The organism is Fibrobacterota bacterium, from assembly GCA_019509785.1.
Lineage (GTDB): Bacteria > Fibrobacterota > Fibrobacteria > UBA11236 > UBA11236 > Chersky-265.
The window spans coordinates 79,926-92,251 of the sequence record JAEKLQ010000023.1; the positions used below are offsets into that span (position 1 = coordinate 79,926).

Consider the following 12,326-nt stretch of genomic DNA (forward strand, 5'->3'; position numbering starts at 1 on the left):
GCGCATGGGCGAAAGAGCGGACGTCATTATCGCCGGCGGCGGCATCGTGGGGTTGGCGACCGCCTTCCGTTTGCTGGAGGCCCATCCCGGCCGCAAGGTGCTGGTTCTGGAGAAGGAAGCCGGCGTGGCGCGCCACCAGACGGGGCATAATAGCGGCGTCATCCATTCCGGCATCTACTATAAGCCGGGAAGCTTCAAGGCCCGGCTGTGCCGCCGCGGCTACGCGCAGATGGTGGAGTTCTGCCGAGCGAGAAGCATCCCCCACGAGATCTGCGGCAAGATCGTGGTCGCGCTTTCCGATGCCGAGCTGCCCCAACTGGAAACCTTGCGGCAGCGGGCGGAGGCCAACGGGCTGCGCGGGGTGCGCGTGCTGGAAAAGGAATCCATCGCCGAGCGGGAACCGCATGCGGGGGGCATCCGGGCCTTGCACGTGCCCGAGACCGGCATCGTGGACTATAAAAAGGTGTCGGAGGCCCTGGCCGCCGGGATCCGTTCCCTGGGCGGCGAGGTGCGGCTTTCGAGCCGTGTGGATTCGTTGCGCGATCTGCCCGACGCCAAGGTGGTGGGCGCGGGAGAGGCGGAGTTCTCCGCCGGCTTCTTCATCAATTGCGGCGGCCTCATGAGCGACCGCTTGGCGCGTCTGGACGGGCTCGATCCCAAGATCGCCATCGTCCCTTTCCGCGGCGAGTATTACGACTTGTCCCCCGCCGCCGCCCCGCTGGTGCGGAACCTCATCTATCCGGTTCCCGATCCCGCCTTCCCCTTCCTGGGCGTGCACTTCACGCGCATGATCGGCGGAGGCATCGAATGCGGCCCCAACGCCGTGTTGGCCTTCAAGCGCGAAGGCTACCGGAAGTCCGATCTCGATGCGCGCGATTTGGCCGAGGTGCTGCTGAACCCCGGCTTCCGCAAGCTGGCCGCGCGCCATTGGCGCATGGGCCTGGGCGAATTCCATCGCTCGTTCTCCAAGGCCGCCTTCGTGAAAGCCCTGCAACGCCTCTTACCCGAAGTACGCGCGGAGATGCTGACGCCTGCCGGCGCGGGCGTGAGGGCCCAAGCCCTCAAGCGCGACGGATCCCTCGTCGACGATTTCGCCTTCGCGGAAGGCAAACGCAGCCTGCACGTCCTCAACGCCCCCTCCCCCGCCGCCACCGCCTCCCTGGCCATCGGCGAAGAAATCGTCTCCCGCTACACCGCCGCTACCCGCTGAGCGCGCCGGGGCCGATCGTCCCGTCCACCCCGCCCCATAATCCCGCCCCCTCAACTCGGCATTTCTCTCCGTTCCCCCGTAAGATGAGGGAGAAGGCGCCAGCCCCGACACGGCAACACAAAGCGAAGGCGGCTGGCCGTCAAGCGACGCGGGACCGCGCGGGGTCGGCCCGGCGGGGGCGCCGGGCGCATAACAAGCGGGCACGTTCCGGAAATAGGCGATAACCGGTTTACCGATGGCCCGCGAACGCGCATCCACGGCCCCGAAGAAAGATTCGCGGGCCTGCCTATTCCCGGAACGTGGAAAGACCCGGGGATCGGCCTAGCGCCGTGCGCGCCCGGTGTCCCCGCCGGGACGAACCCGCAGAGACCCACGCGCGCAGCGCCCACAACCAGTCTTCGATTTCTTTTCCATACCCCCAAGCGAAAGCGTATTTTCCCTCCGTAGCGCTTCGTCAAAAAATCCGTCGCATCACCTGATGGACCCCGTCCACGGGGGTTCGACGCCCTGAATCGAATGGATCCCATGCGGGATCGGGAGAGAACCATGTCCAAATCGTTCTTGCCGCCGGCGTTCTTCCTGTCCATTTTGCTCATCGCTTTCGCGCCCGTGCGGGCGGCCTTCACGACCCCGGCGTGTTCCGATTGGAAGCCGGGCGAATTCCGTTACGCCAAGCTGATCAGCCAAGGGACGACCGATTCCACCTTGAATGAACCCCTGAAGCTGGCCACCGCCCTGCGCGGGGACGGCAAGGTGGACGTCTACTTCATCGAGCGGCATGGCAAGGTGAAGCGATGGAACCCCGATGACAGCACGGTCAGCACCTTGCTCTCCCTGAACACCTGGACGGATTCCCCCGACAAGGTCGATAGTACCGGTCCGGATGCCGAAACGGGCATGGAAGCCATCGCCCTCGATCCCGGCTTCGGCAAGAACCATCGCATCTTTCTCCGCTACGAGCCCTGGGACAAACCGGTATACCGCATCTCGCGTTTCGAAGTGGACGGCGACTCCATCCCCATGGCTTCGGAAAAGGTGATCCTGGAGATCCCCTATGTCCGTGAACATACCCACTTGCAGGCGATAGTGCTGGGCGGCGCGGGCATGGCCTTCGATCCGGACGGCAACCTCCTCATCAACGTCGGCGCCAATACCGAGCTTTCGCCTTCGGTGAACGAGAAGTACCGCGATTTCAGCGCCGAGTATACCTCTTCCTATCTGCGCAATCTGCGCGGAGCGATCCTGCGCATCCATCCCGACGATTCGCCCAAAGGCTATACCATCCCCAAAGGCAATTTCGCCGAATACTACTCGGATTGGTTCAAGCAGAAGGGGCAGGACAGCCTGGCCGGCGTCTATGCCGACACGTCCATGGTGAAGCCGGAGATCTACATCAAAGGCGTCCGCAATCCCTACTCCATCACCGTCGATCCCGTGCGGGGCTGGGTGACCTGGGGCGAGTTCGGCCCCAACCGCATGGGCATGACCCGCGTCGAAGAGGACAATGTCGCCATGCATCCCGTCTACGGAGGCTATCCCTATTGGGCCGGCAAGAACGAGTTCCTGCTCGAAGGCATGCATCCGTGGGTGGATAACAATCCCGATCCCAAAGCGCCGATGAACAATTCGGTCTGGAACGACGGGCCCAAAACCCTGCCGCCCGCCGATACCCCGCGCTACGCTTACAGCAACCTGCTCAACTACGGATTCCTGGTCGGCAACCATCCCACCGTAGGCCCGTTCTACCATTACGACCCGGAATCGCCTTCGACTATCAAGTTCCCGCCGCATTTCGACAAGGCCTGGTTCCTGGCCGAACGGGCTACCAAAAGCCTCCGCGTGCTGCAATTGGACGAAACCGGATCTTACGTGATCGATTCGGTTATGGTTAGCGCGGACCAGCAATTGAGCCGTCCCCTGGATGTGGAACAAGGCGCGGATGGGGCAATTTATGTGGTCGATTACGGGGACGGTTGGCACTCAACCTCCCCGAATACCCAGATTGGCCGCTTCGAGTACACGGGGTCCTGCCATCCGGGGGCTTCCGAAGCGATCCGCAGGCTCCCGGGCCGGCAACCGGACATCCGCTTGGGCGCGCGGTCATTGGAAATCCGTGAAGCGGGCAGTCATGTAGTGCGCGAGAAGGACCTGAAAGGGCGTGAAATCGGGATTTGGCGCGGTACAGGGCCCCAAACCTACTCTTTGGGCAGGCCGGGTCAAGGTGTGAGCATCATCACCATAACCTTCCCGGAATCAGGAAAGATTGTGACGGGGATTACAGTTTCACCGTGAGTTAAAGTCCATATTGTGATCGACGGCCAGTAAAGGTTTATTCAGATTCAAATTAGGTTTTTAACAGATTCTAAAGTAAGGTGGTCCGAATGCGACCGATGAACTCACTCCCGGCGGCAGCCGGTCTCCTTCTCGTCCTCGCTACGGGATCATTCTCGGCGCCCATCCACTCGGAAACCTCCGTAGGCGGGCACGGGGGGTATTGGACCGTGCCGGCTACTTATGATCCCTGGGCCCCCGGGTGGATCGGCCACCGCGGGCATCGTTCGCCTGGATTGGCTCCGCGGGACAGGGGGCTTGCGAAAGACCATGGCGGCTATGGGGCGGCGAACCTCCCCTTCGGGCTGGGAAGAATGGATGAAGGCTACCCGATCCCGTCGCGGCTTTGCGGAGGCGCGGTCGGTACGGGCTTGTCGCAGTATCCGTTAGAGGGCCCTGATTCGGAGACGCCGGACTTGGACGTGACACAGCCAGGCGATGACGGATCGGATGCGCGGATTGCCGCCACCGCGGACTTGGACCGGAACGCGAACCCTATCCCGGCAGTACCCGAGCCGGGATCTTTGGCGATGCTGGGGGCGGGAGCGTTAGGCCTTTTGGCTGCGCGCGGACTGCTCAAGGATCAATAAAGCGGGGAACCACGGGTCGCACCTGCGCGGCCCGTTGATGTTCGCGAAAATGTCCTCTAACCGCCGTAATCGCGTACGGCCGTTTCCCGTTTCCATCCTCGGATTTCCCTGGCTCAGGGGTTTCCGCGAACGTTAATTTTGATCATTCGGCAATCCTGTATCGGATTCCGATGCAAAATGGAAACTACCCGCCCTTTCCGAGCCGATCTGGAGAAATACTACCGAATCGAATTCGGCGGGAAGACCGTCACGTTCTGGCGGAAAGCCAAGCTCTGGTCCACCCATCTGGGCTTGCAATGCGTAGCCGTGTACCGCCTGACCCGGTATTGCCGGGCCCTTTTGCGCGAAGGCCGGATTTGGGCCGCTCCCATTTTCATCCTTTCGGAATACCTCGCGTTTCTGGTGAGGTTCTTCCATCACGTGGATATCTTCGCTGCCGAGATTGGACCCGGATTCTACATCGGCCATCTGGGAACCATTTACATCGGAAGGACCCGCATCGGGGAGAACGTCAGCGTCACGCATAACCTGACCATCGGGACCGGCCTCTCCGGGGGCCTCCCCCGCCTGCCTATCGTGGGCAATAACGTGTGGATCGGAACGGGATGCATCCTGTACGGGAACATCCATGTAGGCGACGGGGTGACCGTGAATTGCGGCACGGTGCTGTCGCGCAGCGTTCCCGACGGCTGCCTGGTCGGGGGGAATCCGGGCCGGATCATCTCGGTGCGTCACGAAAATTCCAAGCTCTTCGGGTTGGCCGGCGCCGGCGCGCCGGCTTTCGCCTCGGCCGCGAATCCCCTTGAAGATGCCGTTTCGGCCCCGTCGGCAGCGCCCGGAACGCGACCGGATCCCCAACCCCTGCAGAGATGAGCCTTTTCCGGTAGCCCTTTGGGCCGCCCCCGCCCGCATCGGATGCGAGTGAGGTTTCCGGATTTAGGGGCCGGGAGCGGTGCTTCCGGCCAGCAACGGGAGCAGGTCGTGTTCCAGATTCCTTTCCCACGACAGATGCTCGACGATATAGGCGCGCGCCGCTTTGCCCATCGACTCCACCATGGAGGGATCGGATAGCAGGCGGCCCAGGCAAGACCGGAATTCCGCCGGCGTTTCGGCTACGAAGAGATCGCGGCCATGCTCGGCGTGGATGCCGCCCATGGCGGCCTTGCCCACCACCACGGCCTTGCCGCTGGACATGGCTTCCAGGACCTTGTTCTGCATGCCGCGCGCGATGCGCAAGGGCACTACCACGATATGCGCCTTCGCCTGTTCGGCGCGCATATCCGGCACGAAACCGGTCACGTCCACGCCGTCGACGCGGGCCAGGGCCCGGACCCGCGCGGTGGGATTGCTGCCGGCGATCACGAAGCGCGCATGGGGATGATCCTTGAGCACGTACGGGAATACTTCTTTGGCGAACCAGGCCACGCCTTCTTCGTTGGGGAAATAATCCATGGCCCCGGTGAAGAGGATGCGGCCCGGTTCGGGCCGGGGCGCTCCGCCCCGAGGCGCCTCGCCTCCCTGCGCTCCGCCTTCAGGTTTACCGTCCCCGGCTTCGCTCGGGACGAAGTAGGTGGTATCGACGCCGTTCCCCATCACCAGGAGATTGCCTTGGCCGCCCAACCCCAGGTAGATCTGGCGCTCGGCGGGCGTGATGAACAGGGTGGCCAGGGCCAGGCGGCTGGCGGCATTCTCGAAGGCGAAGAGGCGGCGGGCCTCCAGGCGGTAGAACCAGGCGAAATAGACGGGCAGGCGATCGGCGTAATTGTCCCACTTGTGCGAGTCCACGTCGCAATAATCGAGCACCGTGCCGGGGAGGCGTTCGTCCGGGATGTATTGGGCCATCTGGCTCGAGAAGACCACGATGCGGGCGTATTCGTGCTCGCCGATAAGGCGGCGGATCTTGGCGCGCATCGCCCCATGATCGTAAATGGCCACGCTCAACGGCCGGGCGGTCAGGAAGCCCGTGAACAGGCGCCAGGCCTTGAGGAGCGGGCCGCGATAGAAGCCGGTGGCCGTGCGGCAGAGATCTTGCAGTACCCTAAGGTGTTTGATGTCCTCCGGGCCCTCCAGAAAGCAAACCAGATCGACTTCGTAACGCTTGGAAAGGAAAAGCACCTCGTTGTATGACCGGATCTTATCCCCTTTGTTGGGAGGATAGGGGATGCGGTGGGCGATGTAGAGGAGGCGGGGGGAGGACATCGTCAAGGCAGGAAACGGTTCAGGAAAGGGCCGGCGAGCTTGGAGGTCCAGAGCGGTTGGCGGGACCAGATATCCAGCAACCGGGCGAGCTTGGGGTTGGATGGGTTGAAAGTGGGCAGCTCGCTGCGGGTGTTGAAGATGAATTGGAACGGCAAGGGTTGCGGCTCGAAACCCATGTTCTTCTTGAAGTCGAAGGATCCGCTGCCGCGCCGGCTTTTGCCGAAGTCGAATCGCTTGCATCCCCTCTTCAGGCCGTGGCACATGAGCGCGTAATACATGTAATTGTTGGCGCCGGTGGAATTGGATTCCGGAAGGGAGCCGGAGAAGTAGGGGTTACAGATGTCGCGGAAGTAGAAGTTCATCACGCCGGCCACCGCCTTGCCCTTCTGGAGGACGAATAGGATGTCGGCCTTTTCGCCCATCGCTTCCATGATGGCGCGGAAGAAGGATTTGGGGAAAACGGGCGTCCCCAGCTTCTTGAGATTCACGGCATGCAGATGCCACAACAGATCGACGTCGCGATTGACGACGTAAGCGAGGCCATGGTTCTGGATGGCCTTGCGCACCGTGGCCCGCGACTTGCGCGGAATGGATTCCAGGCAGGCCTCTTCGGTATCGGGGAGGGGCTTGGAGAATTGCACGTTGAGATCGGAAGTGGGCAAGTCCAGCCCCGAAGCCACCGTGTTGCGAAGATGGACCATGCCCGCGCCCTCCTTCCGCGCCTCTTCCAGGCAGGCGTCGTGGAGCTGACGCGCCACGGCCGCATCGTCGGCCAGGACGCCCCCGTAGGCGGTGAAGGGCAAGGAGTACAGGCTTTTCTTTCCCGAAAGGCCGCGCACCCGGTACACGCTCACCAATCCGCGGATGCGCCCGTCCTCTTTCACCGCGAAGTGATGGTAGGGACGCCGGTAACTACGGTCCAGGATTTCCAGCCACGTGGTAGAGTGGAAAACGGTGCCGCCCGCATGGCCGGCCACATAAGCGTCCCACGCGGCGGCGTCATTGCCGCTAAGAGGGGATTTGGGAGTCCAGGTCTGGATGGGCAAGCGTCCTCGGATTTCGGAAGTAAGGAAATTGAATAATTGACAAGCGTTCGGGAAAGGGCTCCGCGGGTTTCCGCGCCTATTGTTTATCTTTGGTTGTCCCGTCCCGGAGGTTGATTTTCTATGTGCGGAATCGCCGGATTCGTCTATCCCGACAGGCGCCCTCCCGATCCCGAGGTCTTGAGGGCGATGACCCGCGCCCTCATCCATCGCGGCCCGGACGAGGAAGGCTACCATGCCGAGCCCGGGATTGCCCTGGGCCAGCGGCGCTTGTCCATTATCGACCTGGCCGGCGGCCGTCAACCCATCTACAACGAGGATGGTACCATTGCCGTGGTCTTCAACGGGGAAATCTTCGATTACGTCGAGATCCGGGCCGAGCTGGAGGCGCTGGGCCACCGCTTCAAGACCAAGACGGATACCGAGGTCATCGTCCATGGCTACGAGGAATGGGGCCTGGATTTCCCCAACCATCTCAACGGCCAATTCGCCATCGCCGTCTGGGACGAGCCTAAGCGCCGCCTGATCCTGGCGCGCGACCGGGTGGGCATCCGGCCCCTCTTCCATGCCACCGCTCCGGACGGAGCCCTCCTGTTCGCCTCCGAAATGAAGGCGTTGTTCCGCTATCCCGGCCTTAATGCGGAAATGGATCCCCGCGGCCTGGGGCAAATCTTCACCTTCTGGGCCAACATCCCGCCCCGCACCGTATTCAAAGGAGTCTCGGAACTACCTCCCGGCCACGTGCTGGTCGCGGAAGCGGGATCGATGCGCATCCACGCCTATTGGAAGCACCGTTTCCCCGATCGCGGCGGCTATGAGGATCACCCGGAATCGTGGTGGATCGAGCGCCTGCGCGCCTTGCTGCACGATGCGACCGCCTTGCAACTCCGCGCGGACGTGCCGGTCGGCTCCTACCTGAGCGGGGGCCTGGATTCCTCCATCATCGCCTCCTTGGTGAAGCGCCACCATAATCCCGGCCTCACCACCTTTTCCGTCGGCTTCGCCGATCCGGCCTACGACGAGCGGGCCTACCAGAAGCAGATGGCGGAGTTCCTCGGCACGGATCACCATATCATGGAGGTCGATTACGCCGATATCGGCGAAGCCTTTTCCGACGTGGTCCGCTTCGCGGAAAAACCGATGACGCGTACGGCCCCCGCCCCGTTGATGTCGCTTTCGGGTCTGGTACGCAAGCACGGCATGAAGGTGGTCCTGACCGGGGAAGGGGCGGACGAGATCTTCGGCGGCTACAATATCTTCCGGGAGGATAAGATCCGCCGTTTCTGGGCGCGCAGCCCGGAAGCGGTCTGGCGCTCCCTGCCGCTTTCGGGCCTATACGGGTACGTGGCGAAGAACGCCGCGGCCGGCGCCTTCTGGCGCCAGTTCTTTAAGCGCGGCCTCACCGACGTCGATCATCCTTATTACTCGCATCTGATCCGCTGGCGCAATACCGGTTGGATCAAGGGCCTGTTCGCTCCCGCCTTCCGCGAAAGCCTGGGGACGGAGGAGGAACTGATCGCCGATCTGGACGCCTACGTCGATCCCGAGATGCGCCGCTGGCATCCGCTCTGCCGCGCGCAATACCTGGAGATGGCGGTATTCATGTCGGGCTATCTGCTCTGCTCGCAAGGCGACCGCATGCTGATGGCGCATTCGGTGGAAGGGCGCTTCCCTTTCCTCGACCATCGCCTGATCGAATTCGCGGCCACCATCCCGCCCAAGTACAAGGTGAAGACCTTGACCGAGAAGTACATCCTCAAGCAGGCCTACGCCGACGTGCTGCCCCCCGCCATCGTGAATCGGCCCAAGCATCCCTACCGGGCCCCGATCAGCCGTTGCTTTTCCGATCCGGGCAAGAACCTGGCCGCCTCGCTATTGACCCCGGAGGCGCTCCAGGCCACGGGCTATTTCGACCCGCAAGCGGCGACGCGGCTTCTGGACAAGGCCCGTCAGAGCGAAAGCGGCCATCTCGGCGAACGCGAAGAGATGGGGGTGGTGGCCATGGCCTCCACCCAATTGCTGCACCATCATTTTTTGTCCTAAGGGATCCAGGGCTCCGGCTTCCGGTACCGGTTCCCTGTCCGGCGGCCTCGGCCGCGGGCTAAGCCGATCTGCGCGCCATGAGCGCCCGCACGGCCCCCGCCTCGTCGCAGGCGGTTTCCACCAGATCGTAGTCGGAGGAGCGGCGCAATTGCTTGGCCATCGGTTCGCCTTGGCCCAATCCGGCTTCGAAACAAAGCCAGCCGCCGGGCTTCAGGAAGCGCGGGGCCTGCTTGATCAGCTTCATCAGGATGGATACCCCGAAAGGGCCGCCGTCGAAAGCCATGGAGGGCTCGCGGGCGATCGCGTTTGGAAGATCGGGCACCTTGGCGGAAGAGATGTACGGAGGGTTGCAGGCGACCAGATCGGCGCTGCCCTGGAAGCGTTCCTCTTCGAAAGGGGAGAGCAAATCGCCGACCCGGAACTCCACCCGGAGGCCCGTCCCGTCCCCCCCGCGGCCCGCACCCGTAACCTCCAGGTTACGCCGGGCGAGGCCGACGGCCTCGGGGGAAAGATCGGAGGCGAAGATGCGGGCGCGCGGTTCGCCCGCCGCGATGGCCAGCGCCACGTTGCCGCTGCCGGTGCAGGGTTCGAGCACCAGCAATTCCCGGCCGGCCATGGCCTTCAGTTTGCCTAAGGCGGCGCGCGCCAGGATTTCCGTTTCCTTGCGGGCGATGAGGGCCTCGGGCCCGGCCAAAAGCTCCAGGCCCAGGAAGTCCTGCCGGCCGGTAAGGTGGGCCAGGGGCTCGCCCGCGCGCTTGCGCTCGAACAGGGCCGAGAGGCGAGCCTGGGCCGCGTCGTCGAGAGGGGGCAAGGGCAGGGTGGCCGCGCGCACCGCCGAGGCGGGGCTTCCCGCGGCGGCCAGCCACAAGGCCTTCAAAACCGTTTCCGCTGTTTCCTCGGGCATGTCAGGGGCCGGGGACCAAAAGGATTGCAGCTCGGAAAGGCGGGCCTCGGCTGCCGCATCGAAGCCGGAAAGGTCGGTCATAGCGGCTCCCGGGACAATTCCTTCTTGCGGATTTTCCCCGTGGCGGTTTTAGGCAACTCCGGCAGGAAGATCACTTCTTTGGGTACCATGAAATTCTCCAGGCGCGCCAGGCAATGGGCCTTGATCTCCTTGTCGGAAAGCGCGGCGCCTTCTTCCAAGGCCAGGTAGGCGCGGATGGCTTCGCCCATGAGCGCGTCGCGGACGCCCACCACGGCGGCCTCGCGCACCCCGGGAATCCCGTGTAGGCAATTCTCCACCTCGATGGGGCTCACCTTCTCGCCGCGGCTCTTGATGATATCGTCGCTGCGGCCCACGAAGTAGAGGAAGCCTTCCGCGTCCATGCGGAAGAAATCCTGCGTGCAAAGCACGCGTTCGCCCGGCAGCTTCCCCGGTTTCAGCATCTCCGCGGATAGATCGGGACGGTTGAGGTATCCGAGCATCACGTGGGGGCCGCGCACGTACAGGACGCCGGTTTCGCCGGGCGGCACGGGCTTGCCGTCCTCGGAGAGCAGGAAGACTTCCGTGCCCGGGATGGCTTTCCCGACCGATTCGGGCTTGACGTCGATCAACTCGGGCTCCAGATAACACACCCGCTTGCATTCGGTAAGGCCGTACATGCGGAAGATGAGGGCATTGGGGAAGATCTCGCGCAACCTCGGCACGATGTCGGCCGGCAGGGCCGCCGCCGTGTTGGTGACGCGCTCCACCGAAGGGAAGCAAAGGGGCTTGCGCGCGTGCATTCCCAAAAGGGTCATGTAGACGGTGGGCACCCCGGGGAAGACGGTGACCCCTTCGGACTGCACCCGGTTCAGGATCTGGGCGGGATAGGTGAAGGAACGCTCCAGCACGAGCGTGGCGCCCAGGCGCATGGCCATCAGCAATTGGTAGAGGCCGTAGTCGAAGGCGAGAGGCAGGACGTTCAGGATGCGATCGGTGTCGCGCAAGCGCAAATATTCTATTAGACTCCCGGCGGTGAATGTCATGGCCTGGTGGGTCATCATCACGCCCTTGGGATTGCCGGTACTGCCCGAGGTATAGATGAGGGCGGCCAGATCCAGGGGGATGATCTGGCTCGGCAACTTCCCGGCAGGCGTAGCGACAGCCGAATCGAAAGCGATCAAGGGGCGCGGGCATGCGGCCGGAAGGGTTCCCGAAGCGATGACCGATTGGATCGAAGGCGCGTCCGCCAGGGCTTCGACGAAAGCGGTTGCGATGTGCCCGTCGCTGAAGAGGAACCGGGCGCCGCAATCGTTGAGGATGAAGCGCAGCTTATCGGGTTTGGTTTGCGGGTTCACCACCACGAAGGTTCCGCCCGCCATCAGGATCGCGAAAATCGATACGACGCAGGGCCAGGTATTATCCATGTAGATGGCCACGCGATCCCCGCGTTGTAAACCTTCCCGACACAAGAAGGAGGCCAGGTTACAAGCTTGCTCCCTCAAATTGTCGTAGCGGTATGGCTTTCCTTCCACAACCAAAGCGGTTTTCGAAGGAAAGCGCGTACTTGAGTCAAGCAGGCTGTCGTGCAATAATCTCTGGTATCGGTGATCCATTTGGCTGAATCTCTCCCTGGTGAACCGGTAAAATTAGCTTTATCTTGATCCGGTCGAATAATTGTGTAAGTAGTAAATCTAAAAGAGGTAAGTCGTCATGGGTTTCACATCCGATCAGGTCAAGTCCGCTTTGCGGGATTTCGTGGCCGGGAATTTCCTGCTCGGGAAGGACGCCAAGACGATTGGCGATCAGGATTCGTTCCTGGACAGCGGCTTGGTGGATTCGACAGGAATCCTGGAGTTCGTCGGATTCCTGGAAGAAAAGTGGAACATCTCCGTCGCCGACGAAGAATTGTTGCCCGAGAATTTCGACACTCTGCAGAACCTGACCGCGTTCGTACTCCGCAAAGCCGCGAAAGCCTGAGCGGGCGC

10 protein-coding genes are annotated in these 12,326 nt (G+C 62.7%); 6 read left to right on the forward strand and 4 right to left on the reverse strand.

Annotated elements, in window-relative coordinates:
• The first annotated feature begins 4 nt into the window (after nucleotides 1-4).
• From lhgO to JF616_02890, 4 genes are all read left to right on the forward strand, one after another.
• A complete protein-coding gene (lhgO, locus tag JF616_02875; GenBank protein MBW8886678.1) occupies nucleotides 5-1,210 on the forward strand; it encodes an L-2-hydroxyglutarate oxidase in 1,206 nt (401 codons plus the stop codon).
• Nucleotides 1,211-1,756: 546 nt separating this feature from the next.
• A complete protein-coding gene (locus JF616_02880; GenBank protein MBW8886679.1) occupies nucleotides 1,757-3,502 on the forward strand; it encodes a PQQ-dependent sugar dehydrogenase in 1,746 nt (581 codons plus the stop codon).
• Between the two features lie 461 nt (nucleotides 3,503-3,963).
• The gene (locus JF616_02885; GenBank protein MBW8886680.1) at nucleotides 3,964-4,131 is read left to right on the forward strand and encodes a PEP-CTERM sorting domain-containing protein; all 168 of its coding nucleotides are present in this window, start codon (nucleotides 3,964-3,966) and stop codon (nucleotides 4,129-4,131) included.
• Nucleotides 4,132-4,308: 177 nt separating this feature from the next.
• Nucleotides 4,309-5,004 carry a hypothetical protein gene (locus tag JF616_02890; protein ID MBW8886681.1) on the forward strand — a complete coding sequence of 232 codons (696 nt, stop codon included), beginning with the start codon at nucleotides 4,309-4,311 and terminating at the stop codon, nucleotides 5,002-5,004.
• Nucleotides 5,005-5,067: 63 nt separating this feature from the next.
• Here the strand turns inward: JF616_02890 and JF616_02895 are convergent, their stop codons facing one another.
• The gene (locus JF616_02895) at nucleotides 5,068-6,330 is read right to left on the reverse strand and encodes a TIGR03087 family PEP-CTERM/XrtA system glycosyltransferase (GenBank protein MBW8886682.1); all 1,263 of its coding nucleotides are present in this window, start codon (nucleotides 6,328-6,330) and stop codon (nucleotides 5,068-5,070) included.
• A gap of 2 nt (nucleotides 6,331-6,332) precedes the next feature.
• A complete protein-coding gene (locus tag JF616_02900; protein MBW8886683.1) occupies nucleotides 6,333-7,376 on the reverse strand; it encodes a FemAB family PEP-CTERM system-associated protein in 1,044 nt (347 codons plus the stop codon).
• Between the two features lie 120 nt (nucleotides 7,377-7,496).
• Here JF616_02900 and asnB point away from each other — a divergent pair, with 120 nt between their 5' ends.
• Nucleotides 7,497-9,416 carry an asparagine synthase (glutamine-hydrolyzing) gene (gene asnB, locus JF616_02905; GenBank protein MBW8886684.1) on the forward strand — a complete coding sequence of 640 codons (1,920 nt, stop codon included), beginning with the start codon at nucleotides 7,497-7,499 and terminating at the stop codon, nucleotides 9,414-9,416.
• Nucleotides 9,417-9,474: 58 nt separating this feature from the next.
• On the opposite strand, the gene JF616_02910 is transcribed toward asnB, so the two are convergent.
• A complete protein-coding gene (locus JF616_02910) occupies nucleotides 9,475-10,401 on the reverse strand; it encodes a peptide chain release factor N(5)-glutamine methyltransferase (protein MBW8886685.1) in 927 nt (308 codons plus the stop codon).
• Nucleotides 10,398-11,954, reverse strand: a complete 1,557-nt coding sequence (locus tag JF616_02915) for an AMP-binding protein (protein MBW8886686.1) — start codon at nucleotides 11,952-11,954, stop codon at nucleotides 10,398-10,400. Before JF616_02915 ends, JF616_02910 begins: the two co-directional genes overlap by 4 nt.
• 97 nt (nucleotides 11,955-12,051) lie before the next feature.
• Here JF616_02915 and JF616_02920 point away from each other — a divergent pair, with 97 nt between their 5' ends.
• Nucleotides 12,052-12,318 (forward strand): acyl carrier protein, encoded by a 267-nt coding sequence (locus JF616_02920; GenBank protein ID MBW8886687.1) that lies wholly within the window; start codon nucleotides 12,052-12,054, stop codon nucleotides 12,316-12,318.
• Nucleotides 12,319-12,326 lie beyond the last annotated feature (8 nt).

Coding starts and splice junctions, on each gene's coding strand:
- lhgO (MBW8886678.1), top strand. CDS start 5: ATGGGCGAAAGAGCGGACGTCATTATCGCCGGCGGCGGCATCGTGGGG.
- JF616_02880 (MBW8886679.1), top strand. CDS start 1,757: ATGTCCAAATCGTTCTTGCCGCCGGCGTTCTTCCTGTCCATTTTGCTC.
- JF616_02890 (MBW8886681.1), top strand. CDS start 4,309: ATGGAAACTACCCGCCCTTTCCGAGCCGATCTGGAGAAATACTACCGA.
- JF616_02895 (MBW8886682.1), bottom strand. CDS start 6,330: ATGTCCTCCCCCCGCCTCCTCTACATCGCCCACCGCATCCCCTATCCT.
- asnB (MBW8886684.1), top strand. CDS start 7,497: ATGTGCGGAATCGCCGGATTCGTCTATCCCGACAGGCGCCCTCCCGAT.
- JF616_02910 (MBW8886685.1), bottom strand. CDS start 10,401: ATGACCGACCTTTCCGGCTTCGATGCGGCAGCCGAGGCCCGCCTTTCC.
- JF616_02915 (MBW8886686.1), bottom strand. CDS start 11,954: ATGGATCACCGATACCAGAGATTATTGCACGACAGCCTGCTTGACTCA.
- JF616_02920 (MBW8886687.1), top strand. CDS start 12,052: ATGGGTTTCACATCCGATCAGGTCAAGTCCGCTTTGCGGGATTTCGTG.